Here is a 16,964-nt window from a genome sequence, read left to right as displayed (position 1 = left end):
CTTTAGGGGTATAAGAATTTGGAATTGTCTAACTTTTAAAGAACAATTTCATAATTAAATCTCAGCCATATGAAAAGGTTATTAGTATCCATGTCCATTATCCTGTTTTTCCTTTCGGGATGGTCACAGGCTCAGAATCGTTTATCGGAAAGTAAGCAAGAATCGTCCAAGTCTTATGTTTATACCATAAGTAGAGATAATCTCAGAGAGATTCATCTGAAAGATAAACCGATGAACGAAGACATGTTAGGCCAATGTCTGGCAGAATTCATGCCGGGAAAAGAGAAAATACCAGAATTGCCAACCGGGAACTATGTCATAGTAAAAGCTATCGGTAACCAACTCGATTTTATAGATTATACAATAGACGACTTATATTTTAAAGTTGTTCCTTCCGAAGAAATGATGTTGTGTTTGTATGACTCATTAGGTCGGTTTGTTGAGGATGCCATTGTGAAATCGGGCTCTAAAACACTGAAGTATAATAAGGTAACCCAAACCTATAATATCAAGTCCATCAAAGATGAGGCTGTTCTGGAGGTTAATAACCGCGGAGTATATCACTATATCGAAATAAATAAGCAAGATTATAACTATTATACCTCAAAAAAGAATATGTTCCCCGCTACATGGGGAAAGATAAAAAGATGGTGGTATTCTATGAAAGAAGGGACAAGGAATCTCTTTAACAAAGAGTATCATCCTATAAAATATAAATATACAGGATTTGTTGTTTTTAGTAAGCCCAAATACAAACCCGGGGAGACTGTTAAGCTAAAGGCCTATGTTTCTGAAGCGGATGGTAAACCATATAACAAACCAGTAGATATAAAGCTATCAGGAGGTCATTATTCATTTGGCATAGATACCGTGTTGGCAAACCTGAAGCCCTATCGCCCCGGAATGTATGAATATCAGTTTAAACTAACAGACAGTCTTGAACTCAAACTAGACACCCACTATAATGTTGAACTGAAAACTCCGAATAAGTATTATAACTCCATAAGAGGGCAGTTTAGATATGAAGATTATGAATTGAAAAGTATTCATTTCTCCATGAAAACCGATAAGGATGAATATCTGAATAAAGATTCCGTAAAAATAAAGTTTAAAGTTACGGATGAAAATGATATGGCTGTGTACGGTGGCAAGATTAATGTGAAAGTCTTATCGCAATCCCTGCAAATGGAACAGATGAAGAACCTGTCCACCGTTTTTGTACCCGATACCCTATGGACACACACCGTTGATATGGGCGAAAAGGCTCAACAAGAATTGATATTACCCGATTCTGTTTTTCCACCAGATGTATCCCTTCATTACTTGGTTATTTCCGAATACCTTAGTGTGGATAATGAAAAGAGAACAGAACAGAAACGACTATACAGAAAAGCAGAAGATTACGCCATTGATTTCTCCCTGAACAAAGGAATATTAACGATAAAGGAGCTATATAAAGGTAAACCCCAATCGGCAAGCGCTTACCTCGAACTATGTGGAGAGAATGGAGAAGTATTATCTACCGATTCCATTATACTGCCTCACACACTCCCTGTGCCGTGGATGGTAGCAGACGTAACCGTAAAAACGAAACACACCACCGATTTTTATTTCCTGGAAGAAAGAGGTGAACAACTTGGATATAGCTTTTACCGGGCAAATGATTCTATTCATCTTATAGTAGATAATCCTGCCAATATCCCATTCTGGTACACCATTCGTAAAAACAAGAAAGAAGTAGCTCGGGGATATACAACGAACCTGAATTTCTCCATGAAAGATAAAGAAGGCGCCGGATATGCCATGCAGCTATCTTATCTGTTTGGTGAAGAAATTAAACGCTTACATGAGCAGTTGCCCTTTGTACAAAAAAACATCTCTATGGAAGTTTCCACACCATCAGTCGTATATCCCGGACAAAAAACGGATGTGGTTGTTTCTGTAACGGACAGAAAGGGAAAGCCTGTGGATAATGTTGACATAACAGCCTACTCCTTTACCTCTAAATTTAAGGATTACCGTATGCCCGACATTGCCGTTAAGGGTAAAGCTAATTATGCCCGTCCGTTTAATATAACACCTTATGAACCAGATGAAAACGGAATCAACCAAAAAGAAAAGATGACATGGGACAGGTGGAAACAAACAATGTCTCTCGATACCATAGAATATTACAAATTCCTGTATCCTGAAAGCTATTATATGCACACGGAGCCATCAGATGGGCTTCACACTTTTATCTCTCCCTATATTGTGATTGATGGGGCATTACAAGGAGTAAATATGCTTTGGATCGACGGAAGATTATATTATTCTGATCTGGCAGAACAATTCAACAATTATATATTCCCGGTTGAACCTGGCCGGCATACACTGCGTTTCCGTACATACGATCGCGACATAACAGTACATAACCTAACGTTGAAAGCCGGAACTAAGAATATACTTTCATTCAATGCCGCTAAACCTTACGCCTCCATCACTGAGGATGACAATTATATTAACCTGTTGGCCATTTCATCTAAAAAGTTAGATAAAAAAGAGATCGGGAAATTGACTGAAGAAGAAATACGTACGCTTACCGATCAATTAATAACAATTGACAATAACTTTGGATGGATACGGCTTCCCAACCTGAATAACCCTATGGATGTGCCCGCTTATATAAGTTCGGGACACATGCTCTATTATCTTAATCCGGAGCCAAGAAGAAGATATGATTACAGAATAAAAGGACCTGTGAATTATGCTGTATTAACCGGACCTTTCCCATCACGTAATTATATGCATGGCATATCAGATATGGCATCTGTGTATGCCAATGGAAAACTGGTAACCCATATAGGAGTGGAAGGAGGAAACAGATACACCGTGTATCCCGGATATCAGAAAATAAAAAGCTGGAAAGAATGGAATATCCATACTATAAATCAGTATACACCCGATGTTAATTTCCGCCAGCAACCACTAACGCCAGATTTCATTCGCAGACATTTCAATCAGCAGTTGTTGAAAGTGCTGTCAACTTCAACAGGTATTGCCGAGGCGAAGCGTTTACCCGATAGTTATTGGAAACAAACCTGCCGCCTTAATATACACGTTGGAAAACATGAAAGCAGCGAAAGCATAACCCCTGCATTGATTTTTATCACGCCCGAGAATGGAGAAGAGATAGCTAAGTATCAGCTTCATTACGGTGGAACGCGGCATTTTACACAACTTCCGGCTGGTAACATGCGGATATCATTGATCATAAATGACTCCATATCGTGTAGTAAAACAATCAGCTTGCAGCCTAACGGACAAAATTACCTGAGATTTGACTCAGTTTCCTATGACAACGGTAGTGAGATAGCTCAAGCCGCATTCCGGATTTTTAAGCGAAATGTAAGAAGAGAACAATCGCATAATCCTTACCAGAGTACACCTGTAAAAGATAGCATAGTGAATACCGTTCTCAGGCGGGAAGAAGTGATCGACGGCTTTCCCGGCAACATTGTGAGGGGCACAGTACGCGATAGCGAAGGCTTTCCTGTTATTGGCGCAACCGTCATGATTGAAGGCACTACCAACGGAACAATTACGGATCTGGATGGTAATTTTGAATTATCTTCCGCTTCCGGTTGCAGTAACCTGACCATCTCTTATATTGGCTATCAACCCAGCACACTGAGATACAGGCCGGGACATAAGTATAATATAACATTGAATGAAGACTCTCAGATGTTGCAAGAAGTAGTTACTATAGGCTATGGAGTCCAAAAAAGAACACACCTCACAGGAAGCGTTTCTGCTATTAATGTGGAGTCTTCCTTAGCCGGAAAGGTTCCGGGAATTATGATTCGCGGCTATGCTTCCGGCAATGATACTCCTCCGCTTATTTTAGTCAATGGTCTGCCTTATGATGGAAACATAAATAGTATTGACCCTAGTCAGATTGTATCCATGAATATATTGAAAGATGCTTCTGCTACAGCTATATATGGCTCGCGTGCAGCCAATGGGGTTGTTATGATTGAAACGAGTGCTTTGCATGCATCTAAAAATGAAGAAAAAGGAGAGGAAATTCCCTTGATGGAGTCGTCTAATTACATGCGCCGTAACTTCCATGACGATGCATTCTGGCAACCGCAGCTCCGTACAAATGAAAATGGAGAAGCCAGATTCCAGGTAACCTATCCTGACGATATTACGAGCTGGAACGCTCATTTTATTGCTGTTGGAAATAAAAAGCAAACAGATAAAAAGCAGATGACAATTCGTTCTTTCAAAGCACTTACAGTCCGGCTCTCCACTCCACAGTTTGCCATTTGGGGAGATAGTCTTAATGCGGTAGGGCGGATTGCCAATCATTATGGCGATAGCATCTCTGTTACCCGCACAATAGAGGCAGATAAACAACAGGATGATAAACTGCGGATTCTTACATCGCATGTTGATAATATACCGGTGCAGGCAAATGAAGGTGACAGCTTGACTATAGCCTATTCTTTGCGGATGGAGAATGGTTATTTTGATGGTGAGCAACGGTCGTTACCTATTTTAGAACAGGGTATGCTCCAAACCTATGGCGAGTTTAAAGTGATAAATGATTCTGCCACGCATTTATTCCCTGTAAATCCGGAGTTGGGACCTGTTACTGTCCATATAGAAGCCTCCAGCCTTGATTTGTTCCTTCGCGAAATAGAAAAGGTGGACCTCTATCCTTATATGTGCAATGAACAGATGGCATCGAAGATAAAAGTTTTACTTTCTAAGAAACGTATTGCCACGCTGTTTAACCGGGAGTTTAAAGAAGATGATAAAATAAAAAGTTTGATAAACCAACTAACTAAAAATAGGAATACAGATGGTTTCTGGGGATGGTGGAATGTAGGTAGGACTGAGCACTGGATTTCCCGTCATGTAGTTAGCGCCTTACTCGATGCCGAAGAAGCCGGATACAAAACAAACTTGAATATCTCAACTTTATCCTATTCGTTAGAACAAGAGTTGGAGAGCGCAATCCACAATTTGAAACTCGCAGTGCCGGGCCGTATTCCTTATGCTAAAAAAGAGTTGCTGGAACGTCTGATCAACCTGAAACGTCTAAATGCTCCGATGGATTATGAAGCATGCTTCCGGTCAATAGATGCTCAACTGAAGAATCATACACTTACCGATAAATTCAAAACCATGCATGCCCTGGCGGTGATTGGTCTTAAAAATGAAGTAAATGTTGATTCTTTGATGCATTATGCAAGTAAAACGATGCTAGGGTCTATTTATTGGGGCGAAAAAGAAACCGGTTCTCCGCTCTACAGGCACTTTATGCTGCCTTATGGAAATAATATAGATAACACACTTATGGCTTACCATATATTAAAAGAAATAGGTGGGTATGAAGATGAACTGACAAAGATAAGAAACTACTTCTTTGAGTGTAGGAAGGGTGGATCATGGCAAAATACGTATGAATCATCCCGTATTATTGAGACGATCATGCCGGATATGTTGGGCAAAGATGAGGCCTTCATTGAAGCAAGTGCCAGTCTGAATGGCAGTAGAGTCACTCAGTTTCCTTATACTACCCAAATGGAACCACAGGCTCCTGTACAGATCAGGAAACTCGGAACAGCCCCTTTATTTACCACTGTTTATCAACAGGGTTGGAATAACAGCCCGGTACGGGAGTCGGGGAGGGGTTTTACCGTAAAAACGGAATTTACAGTAAATAAGGATACGGTATCTTATTTAACTGCCGGTGAGGTGGCGCGGTTAAGCGTTTCTGTTACCGTAGAGGCCGATGCAGAATATGTGCAGATTGAGGTTCCTATTCCTGCAGGCTGTTCGTACGATTCTAAAAACCGTGGTAACTACTGGAAAGAGATTCATCGGGAGCATTTTAAAGAAAAGGTCGTAATCTTTAGTCATAAGTTGACGAAAGGCGAGCATCTTTTCACCATTGATCTCATTCCCCGGTACACCGGACAATATTCCTTGAATCCGGCCAAAGCGGAATTGATGTATTTCCCGACTTTCTATGGGAATGAGGATTTAAAAACGATAAGAATTGAATAATCTAACGCATTTGGTCGATATCTTAATCCATGTCAATCGCTTCCAGGATTCCTTTCAGGAATAAATTAGGATCGAACACTCCCTTCTGTGAGAATCCGGTGCGTACAACAACCAGGTCTTTTGAAGGTATAATAAAGATATATTGTCCGTCATGTCCCCGACAGCTAAATAAGTCTTCGGGGACATCCGCGTAATTCTTATCCTTGTTTAACCAGAAGAAAGCGCCATAGCGTCCATTTGAACCAGCTGAAGTAGTTGTAGTAAAGTCTATCCAGCTTTCCGGTAGGATTTGTTCGCCCTGCCAGTTCCCCTTGTTTAAATAGAGAAGGCCGTAACGCACATAATCGCGCATGGAGGCATACAGATAGGAAGAACCGATAAATGTACCCGATGCATCGACTTCAAAGACAGCACTCCGCATGCCAATCCGGTTAAATAATGCTTCCCGTGGAAAGGCGTAGTAATTTGCGTCGTTGTTTATCACATCCCGAATTAACCGGCAAACAATATTTGTAGAACCCGAAGAATAATACCAGATAGAATCGGGCACAGTTTCTACCTGTTTATCCATAGCAAACGATGCCATATCGCCGTTTTTAAAAAGCATCTGATTAACATCGGAATGGCTTCCATAATTTTCATTCCATTTCAGGCCGCTATTCATCTGTAAGAGATTAGCCCAGGTGATATGTGAACGTTCGCCAGATTTCCAGCAGTCTACCGGAGCTGGTGCATGAACGTCCACTTTACCTTGTGCAACGAGCATTCCCACCAACGTATTGGTTATACTTTTGGCCATAGACCAGCTCAGGAATAGGTTTTCCGAAGATAAGTCTGCCCTGTATCGCTCTGCCACTAATTGGTTTTTATGGGCAATGGCAACGGCAAAGGTGCCTTTCATTGGCAGTGTATCAGCGAATACCTTATCCAGAAATGCATTCAGTTTTTGGATATCCAGGGTTTGAGGAATGGTATCTACGAGTTGGTCGCCCATCGGCCAGGAGATGGTATCCGGGTTTACCTGTGGTAAAGGAACCTGTGTATAGGGTCTTGAGCGGATATCCTCTTCTGAATAATCCCGTACGAGTACACAACCAAATCCTTCAATATAACTGGCTTTCGACTCCCAAAACAGAAAGCTGCTGGTTACTTCCCGCTTTTCCCAATCCACTTTGTTGGAGTTCAGGTTGATAGGAAAAAAGCTCAGGTCGTCCTTTTCCAGACTTTCCTGTGTTCGTTGGGCAACAAAAACACCGGAGGCCAGATTCTTGGCAGCATATCCTGTAATGATTGGCGACAATACGGAAAGTACGACGAATCCGGCGATAAGAATAAGACAAACCGGAATAAGTATATAAAGTATGCGTTTCTTCATGGTTCTATTGAAAACTGTATGATGGTCAAAAATAGTAAATTTACTGCTATTTTATTACTTGATTCGCATGTTATTATACACCAATAAAGCTTAAATACATTATTATTTATGCACTTCAAAGAAATTTGATCAGAACTTCCTGCCCATTGCATCAGAACTTCCCGCCGGCTTCATCAGGAGTTATCAGTTTATCTTCTGATGAAGCTGCCGGTATCATCTGATGAAGCAGGCACTATCTTTAGATGAGGCCGGTAGGAAGTTCCGGTTAAACGATTGATATCCTCTGAGGCATCCGGTCATAAACGACCATACCCCCCCCCTAAAGTCCTCTAAAGTCCCCTAAAGTCCTTTAAAAGCACCCGCCCAATTTTCGCCTTCGTACCTTTGTAGAAGCAAGTTGAAACCGGAGATTCATCCTTGCTATAGATGTTTTTTTATTTAATCACTTAATACGTTTTTTATTATGGCAATAGTTTACAAAAAAGCCTTGAGGGAAAACCCTCGCAATCCACAGCAACCGAAAAAATACTATCCACAGTTGCTTACTATGGGAAAAAGTGTCGATGAGGAGCTCATCGCCTATCAAGTGAAAGAATTGAGTGCCCTTTCAAAAGGTGACATTCAGAGTGTAATAACCAATTTTCTGGACGTGGTGCGGACAAATCTCTATGCCGGTCATTCGGTCAATATCCGAAACTTTGGCATTTTCAGCATGTCGGCCAAAACCGAGGGGGCAGATACCAAAGCAGAGTGTACGGCGAAGAAAATTAAATCCATACGGATTAACTTCCGTGCCGCCAAAAGTATCCGCCCGGACGTAAACGCCACGCGTGCCGAAGATAAAATTAGTTTTATCGACTTCGATACGTATGTGAAAAACATGTTCGGCAACACCTCCCTTCCGGACGATTCGGGCAATGACGATGATGATGATGTGGTTATTGATCCTGGCTTTTAAATAGGTTCAGAATCGATGTTTAAATTTGATAAGCCCCCTTTTTCCTCCGGAAAAGGGGGCTTAATTATAACGAACATCCTGGTGCCGGGTTTGGAATTAGCCTATTTAAAGGCTACCTTTGCGCACATGAAAAAGTTAGTAATTGTGGGATGCGGACGACTTGCCGATATAGTGGCAGACGCACTTATTAAGGGAATATTATCTGAGTATGAACTCGTTGGAGTTTATTCGCGCACAGCTTCAAAAGCCGAACGTATTGTAACTAAGATGCAGCAGCATGGACTATCATGTGTGGCGTGTATTACACTGGATGAATTGCTGGTGTTGAAACCGGATTATCTGGTAGAGTCGGCATCGCCTGCCGCTATGAGAGAGCTGGCCGTGCCTGCATTGAAAAATGGAACTTCGATAGTAACCTTATCTATCGGGGCTTTGGCCGATGCAGCTTTTTATCAGCAGGTGATAGAGACTGCTAAAGCAAATGGGACACGTGTGTATCCTGTATCCGGTGCCACCGGTGGTTTTGATGTTTTGCGAACTGCCTATTTAATGGGAAATGCTTCGGCCAGATTCTTCAATGAAAAAGGCCCGAATGCTTTAAGGGGAACAGCCGTTTATGATGATGCTTTGCAGACCGAACAACGTGTTGTGTTTTCGGGAAATGCAACAGAAGCTATTCAGTTGTTTCCAACCCGGGTCAATGTGGCGGTTGCCGCTTCGTTAGCTTCTGTTGGACCGGATAATATGCAGTTTTCTATGCAATCTACTCCCGGATTCACTGGAGATACTCAAAGAGTTGAGATCAAAAACGATCAGGTACATGCTGTGATAGATGTATATAGCGCTACGTCGGATATAGCAGGGTGGTCGGCAGTGAACACCCTGGTCAATATCACCTCACCCATTGTATTCTGATAAATTGGCCAGTACTTTCTCGCTCAGGCGGTCAAACGCCTGACGGGTGCGGCCGGTCGATACCTGCATGCAGCGTACATGTGGATTTGCCAGTAATTCTGCATTACCCAACGCTCCTGATGTGTCACAAAAACAAAGGTTATCACCTTTCAACCATTCAATAAATGGCACTTCGTCCCAGGCTGGTGACAAACCGGTATTGAACAATATTTTTTTATTGCCCAGCTGCTTAAACTCCGCCTCATGCAATAGGACAGTGTTTTTATTAAGACAGCAGCACACCACATCACTTTGAGCAAGAAGTTCACCTAATGGAAGAAAACGATATCCTTTAGCTTTGGCTTCTTCCTTCTCACTGCGGGAGTAATACGTGATTTCGGCGCCAAAGAACTTCATTGCGTCGGCTATCATTCCACCGGATTTTCCAAGTCCTATAATGCCCACTTTCAAACCGGTTATCTCGCGCGCCATGCCATCCCATGGCTCCTGGTCGAATCCATGTAAGCAGCGTACCAGTTCGCTGACTACATATTCTACTACGCCCTCATCACCATAATCGCGGATGCCGGTTACGGTAATTCCCCGGCTGTTGGCGTAAAGTATATCTACGTTAGCACTTTCGGGAGAGTAGAGCGAGCAACACATACCGATGTACTTCACATTCGGACATTTTTCTAATGCTGTCCGGGTGATGCGTGATGTATAACTCAGGAGAACGGCATCGGCATCTCCGATGCGGACGGCTACTTCGTCGTCATCCGCAGGGATATCGGGATACATAATAACTTCATCTGCGAAAGTACGTAACGCTTTCTCTGCCGATGGAATTAGGCTTACGGGCTCTATGGCTACAAGTTTCTTAAACATGATAATCAGATTTTAAGTAGCAAAGTTAGCAAAAATACCGGAAATGGGATTGATTTATTCATTGTACAGCGAATTGTTGTGTAACCTTGACAGTTTGCTGTACAAATTAGAGTTTTTGTATTAAACGGGTGGTAGTTTCGTTTTATTCTTTTATTTTTGTTCAATTGAAATAATGGAAATATGGAATTTGTAAACAACCTTTTTGAACAACTTGGTTCTTTTCTTTGGGGATGGCCCATGATTATTTTACTTTTAGGTACCCACTTGTTTCTAACTATTATCTTAAAAGTTCCTCAGCGGAAGATTTTTACGGCAATCAAGCTCTCGGTGACCCGGGATAAACATGCCGAGGGAGATGTAAGTCAGTTTGGTGCATTGGTAACCTCATTGGCTGCAACGATTGGTACCGGAAACATTATCGGGGTGGCGACTGCCGTAAGTTTAGGTGGACCGGGTGCTGTGTTTTGGTGTTGGATAACGGGTGTATTTGGTATTGCTACTAAATATGGCGAGGGATTGCTTGCCGTGAAATACAGAGTAAAAGGAGAGAACGGAGAAATGATCGGTGGTCCGATGTATGCGTTGGCTACCGGTTTAAAGATGAAATGGTTGGCTATTTTGTTTTGTATATTTACAGCACTTGCCGCATTTGGTATTGGGAATAGTGTGCAGGCCAACTCCATATCTATGTTGTTGAATGAAACCTGGGAGGTGCCTCTTTATGTAACAGGGCTTATATTAAGTCTTGGTGTTACACTGGTTATTATATTTGGTGTAAAAGGCATTGCCAAAGTTTGTACGGCGTTTGTTCCTTTCATGGCGGTGTTCTATGTGGCTGGTTGTATCTTAATTCTCTGCATGAACGCTGCGTATCTGGGAGAAACTATCTCATTGATTATGAAGTCGGCCTTTACTCCGCATGCTGCCGGAGGTGGTTTTGTTGGTGCATCGGTTTTAATGGCTGCACGTTATGGTATTGCCCGTGGATTGTTTTCCAATGAATCGGGTATGGGGTCGGCACCGATTGTAGCTGCTGCGGCACAAACGCGCAATCCCGTTCGTCAGGCTTTGGTTTCCGCCAGTGGTACGTTTTGGGATACAGTGGTTATTTGTGCTTTAACCGGATTAGTTCTTGTAAGCAGTATTATTGCTCATCCGGATATTGATCATACACAAGGTGCGGCACTGACAAAGGCGGCTTTCGATAAGATACCGGTTGTGGGGCCAATTATACTTACTGTCGGAATCGTTACTTTTGCTTTTTCTACCATTTTGGGTTGGTCGTATTATGGTGAGAAAGCGGTAGAATATCTGGGCGGAAGAAGGTGGATCAAGTTTTACCGGTTACTGTGGGTTATTGCTATTTTTGTCGGCTCGGTAACTAACCTGGCTCTGGTATGGAACTTCTCCGATTGTATGAATGCGCTGATGGCTATTCCGAACCTTGTTTCGTTGTTGCTTCTTTCGGGAGTGCTGGTGAAGGAAACGAATAAATACCTGTGGGCGGGGAAGTTGGATGAGCATGACAATAGTTAAAAGAATTAGCTGTAGGGGCAGACACAAGGCCTGCCCCTACAGCTAACTAAAACTCCTCAACAGCGCAATCTCATCCTTCCACAACGTCTCGTCGGGTGTTTCCAGAATGATGGGCATATGGTCGAAACGTGGGTCTTTCATCATCTTTTTGAATGGTTCCAGTCCCAGGAAACCTTGTCCGAGAGGGGCGTGGCGGTCTACATGGCTACCGGCTTCTTTCTTGCTATCATTCAGATGGATGCCACGGAGATAATTGAAACCGACTTGCTCGTCAAATTCCTTAAAAACTTTATCATAATCGGTCAGCAGATTATATCCGGCAGTGAAAGTGTGGCAAGTGTCCAGACAGACTCCTACACGGCTTTTATCTTCTACTTTGCTGATGATATATTCGAGATGCCAGAATTCATTTCCCACGTTACTGCCTTGTCCGGCTGTATTTTCGATAACCGCGGTTACCCCTTTCGTCTTGTCTAAAGCGATGTTTATGCTTTCGGCTACACGGTCAAGGCATTGTTCAACGCTGATCTTATTGAGGTGACTGCCCGGGTGGAAGTTCAATAGCTTTAAACCGAGTTGCTCACAACGTTGCATTTCGTCCAGGAATGCAGCACGGCTTTTGGTTAATCCTTCTTCTTCGGGGTGTCCAAGGTTAATCAGGTAGCTATCGTGTGGGAGAATATATTCCGGCTGGAAATTATATTTTTCGCAGTTTTCTTTGAAAAGGGCGATACTCTCATCAGTCAAAGGTTTGGCCACCCATTGCCGCTGGTTCTTGGTAAATAGAGCGAAAGCATTGGCTCCGATCTCGTGTGCGTTGATGGGGGAGTGTTCTACTCCTCCCGAAGCACTTACATGTGCACCTATGTATTTCATGTGGTTTTGATATTAATGATTCAATGATGTAAACTTACGGATAATATCTCATTGATACAAAAAAGAAATCCCGGAGATTGTTCATTTAACCTCCGGGATTTTTTATATGTTGGATAGAAAACTGGTTGCGGCACCTTCCCGCTAATCCAATTTACCAATCTCGTCCAGATTCTTTTGAATATCTTCATCCGTCAAAGAATAGTTAACCAAATCCCCCGACAGATATTTATCATACGAAGTCATATCCAGCAATCCGTGACCCGATAAGTTGAAGAGGATCACCTTCTCTTCGCCGGTTTCAATGCATTTCTTTGCTTCATCGATAGCGGCAGAGATGGCATGACACGACTCCGGAGCAGGAATAATACCTTCAGACTGTGCAAAGATCATACCCGCATCAAATGAGTCCAGTTGTTTGATATCCACCGCTTCCATATATCCATCTTTCAGTAATTGCGATACAATTACACCTGCACCGTGGTAACGAAGACCTCCGGCATGAATATTAGCCGGTGCAAAGTTATGCCCCAACGTGTACATGGGCAATAGCGGAGTATATCCGGCTTCATCACCAAAGTCATATTGGAATTTACCACGGGTCAGTTTAGGACAAGATGCCGGTTCGGCAGCAACAAAGCGTGTCTTCTTTCCCTCCTTAATAGTATGACGCATAAATGGGAATGCGATGCCGGCAAAGTTAGAACCTCCGCCGAAACAACCGATAACGATATCGGGGTATTCGCCTGCCATTTCCATTTGCTTTTCGGCTTCCAGACCGATAATGGTTTGGTGCAACGCTACATGGCTCAACACAGACCCTAAGGTATATTTACAGTTAGGTGTAGTCTGTGCCAGTTCAATAGCCTCCGAAATAGCTGTACCCAACGAACCTTGATAATTAGGATGTGCAGTCAGGATGTCTTTTCCGGCACGGGTCGACATAGATGGCGACGGAGTTACCTGCGCACCAAAAGTTTGCATAATGCTACGGCGGTAAGGCTTCTGCTCATAGCTGATCTTTACCTGATATACCGCTGCTTCAATTCCGAATACCTTAGCAGCATAAGACAGCGCCGCTCCCCATTGTCCCGCACCGGTTTCGGTGGTGATATTGGTAATTCCTTCCTGTTTACAGTAGTATGCCTGCGCCAATGCAGAGTTCAGCTTATGCGAACCGATCGGGCTAACGCTCTCGTTTTTGAAATAAATGTGCGCCGGAGTGCCGATGGCTTTTTCCAAACCGTAAGCACGTACCAACGGTGTACTGCGATAGTTCTTATACATCTCGCGTACTTCTTCAGGAATTTCAATCCATGTATTTTCCTGATCCAATTCCTGGCGGCTCAACTCCTCGGCAAAGATAGGGAAGAGGTCTTCCGCTTTCAGAGGTTGTTTCGTTCCCGGATGCAATGGAGGCATCGGTTTATTCTTCATTTCCGCCTGTATGTTGTACCAATAACGTGGTATTTCGTCCTCGGGCAATATAAATTTCTTTGTTCTACTACTCATAAGATTCTATCTTTATAATGATTGAATTGCAAATTTAGCTATATTTTTTCACGCGGCAAGGTGCCGTCGCCAGTTTTATTTTGAATAAAATAAGAGGCTATTTTATGAATTATGTTTGTAATAGGCGGTTTTTAGTAACTTTTTAATAGGTAGCGGCAAGATGGTGAACAGTTCTAACTCTACGTTGTTTTATAAAAAATAGTCTTATGCGTGGTATAGAAAACTGGCCGCGGCATCTTGCCGCTCGCATTCTGATGGGGGTGATGACGGTGATAACCGATCTGGCCGCCCTGATTTTTCTGACGACGATCGTCTATGAGTTTGGCTTTGGAGTCTCTACCGTAGAAAGAGATCAGCTGATCAATGTCTATATATGGGTATGGATTATTTTTTTGTTGGATATCACACTACACCTTATTTTCAGGAGCGGACTGAAACAAGATCGCTATAAACGATTGGCCAGGATGTTCAGTATCCTTTTCTACCTGACACTGATCCCTATTGTTTTTCCGGCACTGACCGAAGTCGAGTTCCTCAGTTGGCTGTGGAATTTCCTCGATAGCAGATACTACAGGCTCACCTTGTTGTTTGTTTTTTCATTCTTCTACCTGTCCAATAGCGTTGTCCGTTTACTGGGGCGGCGTACCAATCCTTCCCTTATTCTGGGTGCCAGTTTCTTATTTTTCATACTCATCGGAACCGGACTGCTCATGTTGCCCCGTTCCACGTTTCATGGCATCTCCTGGGTCGATTCACTCTTTGTCGCCACAAGCTCTGTCTGTGTCACCGGGTTATCGCCGTTTGATATGACAGCTACGTTTACCCCTTTCGGCTTTACCATTATTATTATCCTGATTCAGATAGGAGCCCTGGGCGTAATGACATTTACCAGTTTCTTTGCCTTGTTTTTTATGGGAAACACCTCGCTGTATAATCAGTTGATTGTGCGCGATATGGTAAGTTCAAAATCATTGAATTCCCTTTTCTCCACCTTAATGTATACACTTGCTTTCACACTTATCATTGAAGGGATAGGAACCCTTCTTATCTGGTGGAATATTCATGGAACATTAAATATGAACTTAAAAGACGAACTGCTTTTTTCACTATTCCATTCCATCTCTGCTTTTTGTAACGCAGGTGTCTCTACATTGTCCGGCAATGTAGGAAACCCCTTATTGATGAATGGTCACAACCCCTTCTTCCTAAGCATCTCCATACTCATTATCTTAGGCGGGATCGGCTATCCCATATTGGTCAATCTGAAAGACATTATAATAAGCTACCTGAAACGTCTATGGATTTACTTACATACACGCGAGCCTATACACCGGAAGATATACCACCAGTTTAGCCTGAACACACGCATTGTTTTTATAACCACTTTCTTCCTGTTGATACTGGGTACACTGGCCATTGTTTATTTCGAGTGGGATCATGCGTTGGCCGGTATGTCCGTGGCCGATAAATGGACGCAGGCTTTCTTCAACAGCGTAGCTTCCAGAACCGCCGGATTCAACAGTATTCACCTGACAACGCTAACCACACAATCTCTTTTATTCTATATGTTGTTCATGTGGATTGGTGGTGGGGCGCAGTCCACAGCCGGGGGAATTAAAGTGAATGCCTTTGCCGTTATTGTACTCAATATGTTTGCTATTCTTCGGGGAGCAGATAGGGTAGAGGTCTTTGGACGTGAACTGTCTCCCGATTCAATCCGTCGTGCCAATGCGGCGATGATTATCTCCTTAGGCGCTATTTTTACGTTTGTGTTCTTGTTAACCATCCTCGAACCCGAGATCCCATTGGTAACACTCGTATTCGAATGTATCGCTGCCTTTAGTACCGCCGGAACCAGCCTGGGAGCAACCCCGTTATTAAATAATGAAAGTAAAATCCTGATCGCAGTGTTGATGTTTATCGGCCGTGTGGGGCTTGTAACACTGATACTGGGGATGGTAAAGCAGAAGAAACATACAAAATACAGGTACCCGAGTGATGATATAATTATTAACTAGTAGTTAGTAGTAAGTAGTCAGGTTGATGAACGATGCCACATGGAAAGGACAAAACCTGGCTACTAGCTTCTAGCTTCTAACTACTTTTAAACTCAAAAATCATGAAATGTATAATCATAGGATTAGGAAACTACGGCATGGTGGCGGCAACAGAACTCACCGCCCTTGGGCATGAAGTAATCGGAGTAGATATATCCGAAGACCGTGTAGATGAAATAAAAGACAAAGTCGCTACCGCCTTTGTGATAGACGCAACCGATGATACCTCACTTGCTGTACTTCCCCTGAATAGCGTAGATGTAGTCATTGTTGCCATTGGCGAGAACTTCGGCGCTTCCATCCGTGTGACGGCTTTACTTAAACGTCACAAAGTACAACACATCTATGCTCGTGCCATGGACGATATACATAAAGCCGTCCTACAGGCATTTGATCTGGACCGGATACTCACTCCCGAGGAAGACGCAGCCTACACCCTCGTGGCGCAACTTAACTTTGGTACAAAGATCGACGCCTTTCGTGTAGATAAGGAATATTGGATCGTAAAGTTTACCGTGCCCGACAATTTTGTAGGACGTTCCATCAGTGAACTGAATCTTGAAGAAGAATTTCACCTGAAACTCATAACGCTGACTCGTTCCGGGCAAGTAACCAATCTCTTAGGGCTTACTGTAAAAGAACAAACAGCCCTGAGCGAACCTCCTGCCGAAAGCAAACTCCTGGCAGGCGATGAATTCGTTTGTTACGGAAAGAAAGACGATTACCAGAAGCTATGGAAGCGGATGTGATTAAAAAAACGTTATACCTTTGTGTTTTCAGCGATTTGTATGTAGATTTGTAATCTTATCAA

General features: G+C 42.9%; 10 protein-coding genes. 6 read left to right on the top strand and 4 right to left on the bottom strand.

Annotation, left to right across the window (positions count from 1 at the left end; genetic code table 11):
- Positions 1-69: 69 nt before the first annotated feature.
- Positions 70-6,060: a carboxypeptidase-like regulatory domain-containing protein gene (locus D0T87_RS17650; RefSeq protein WP_163176457.1), complete on the top strand. Its 5,991-nt coding sequence runs from the start codon at positions 70-72 to the stop codon at positions 6,058-6,060.
- A gap of 22 nt (positions 6,061-6,082) precedes the next feature.
- On the opposite strand, the gene D0T87_RS17645 is transcribed toward D0T87_RS17650, so the two are convergent.
- Complete coding sequence (locus D0T87_RS17645; protein ID WP_163176455.1) at positions 6,083-7,435, bottom strand: serine hydrolase; 1,353 nt, start codon at positions 7,433-7,435, stop codon at positions 6,083-6,085.
- A gap of 463 nt (positions 7,436-7,898) precedes the next feature.
- Here D0T87_RS17645 and D0T87_RS17640 point away from each other — a divergent pair, with 463 nt between their 5' ends.
- A complete protein-coding gene (locus tag D0T87_RS17640; protein WP_163176453.1) occupies positions 7,899-8,393 on the top strand; it encodes an HU family DNA-binding protein in 495 nt (164 codons plus the stop codon).
- 126 nt (positions 8,394-8,519) lie between these two features.
- Positions 8,520-9,308 (top strand): aspartate dehydrogenase domain-containing protein, encoded by a 789-nt coding sequence (locus D0T87_RS17635; protein ID WP_163176451.1) that lies wholly within the window; start codon positions 8,520-8,522, stop codon positions 9,306-9,308.
- On the opposite strand, the gene D0T87_RS17630 is transcribed toward D0T87_RS17635, so the two are convergent.
- Positions 9,291-10,175, bottom strand: a complete 885-nt coding sequence (locus D0T87_RS17630) for an NAD(P)-dependent oxidoreductase (RefSeq protein WP_163176449.1) — start codon at positions 10,173-10,175, stop codon at positions 9,291-9,293. The two genes, D0T87_RS17635 and D0T87_RS17630, sit on opposite strands and share 18 nt — an antisense overlap.
- Positions 10,176-10,355: 180 nt before the next feature.
- On the opposite strand from D0T87_RS17630, the gene D0T87_RS17625 reads away from it, so the two are divergent.
- Complete coding sequence (locus tag D0T87_RS17625; protein ID WP_163176447.1) at positions 10,356-11,711, top strand: sodium:alanine symporter family protein; 1,356 nt, start codon at positions 10,356-10,358, stop codon at positions 11,709-11,711.
- Positions 11,712-11,753: 42 nt separating this feature from the next.
- Here D0T87_RS17625 and nfo read toward each other — a convergent pair whose 3' ends face one another.
- Together nfo and D0T87_RS17615 are read right to left on the bottom strand one after the other, a co-directional pair.
- Entirely contained in the window at positions 11,754-12,587 is an 834-nt protein-coding gene (gene nfo / locus D0T87_RS17620; RefSeq protein ID WP_163176445.1) for a deoxyribonuclease IV, read from the bottom strand.
- A gap of 141 nt (positions 12,588-12,728) precedes the next feature.
- Entirely contained in the window at positions 12,729-14,096 is a 1,368-nt protein-coding gene (locus D0T87_RS17615) for a TrpB-like pyridoxal phosphate-dependent enzyme (RefSeq protein ID WP_163176443.1), read from the bottom strand.
- Positions 14,097-14,302: 206 nt separating this feature from the next.
- On the opposite strand from D0T87_RS17615, the gene D0T87_RS17610 reads away from it, so the two are divergent.
- A complete protein-coding gene (locus tag D0T87_RS17610; RefSeq protein WP_163176441.1) occupies positions 14,303-16,114 on the top strand; it encodes a TrkH family potassium uptake protein in 1,812 nt (603 codons plus the stop codon).
- Positions 16,115-16,215: 101 nt separating this feature from the next.
- Complete coding sequence (locus D0T87_RS17605; RefSeq protein WP_163176439.1) at positions 16,216-16,902, top strand: TrkA family potassium uptake protein; 687 nt, start codon at positions 16,216-16,218, stop codon at positions 16,900-16,902.
- Positions 16,903-16,964 lie beyond the last annotated feature (62 nt).

Source organism: Bacteroides sp. 51 (assembly GCF_010500965.1).
GTDB lineage: Bacteria > Bacteroidota > Bacteroidia > Bacteroidales > Bacteroidaceae > Bacteroides.
Note: the sequence above shows the minus strand (reverse complement) of the source record. Positions and strands in the feature narration are given on the sequence as shown.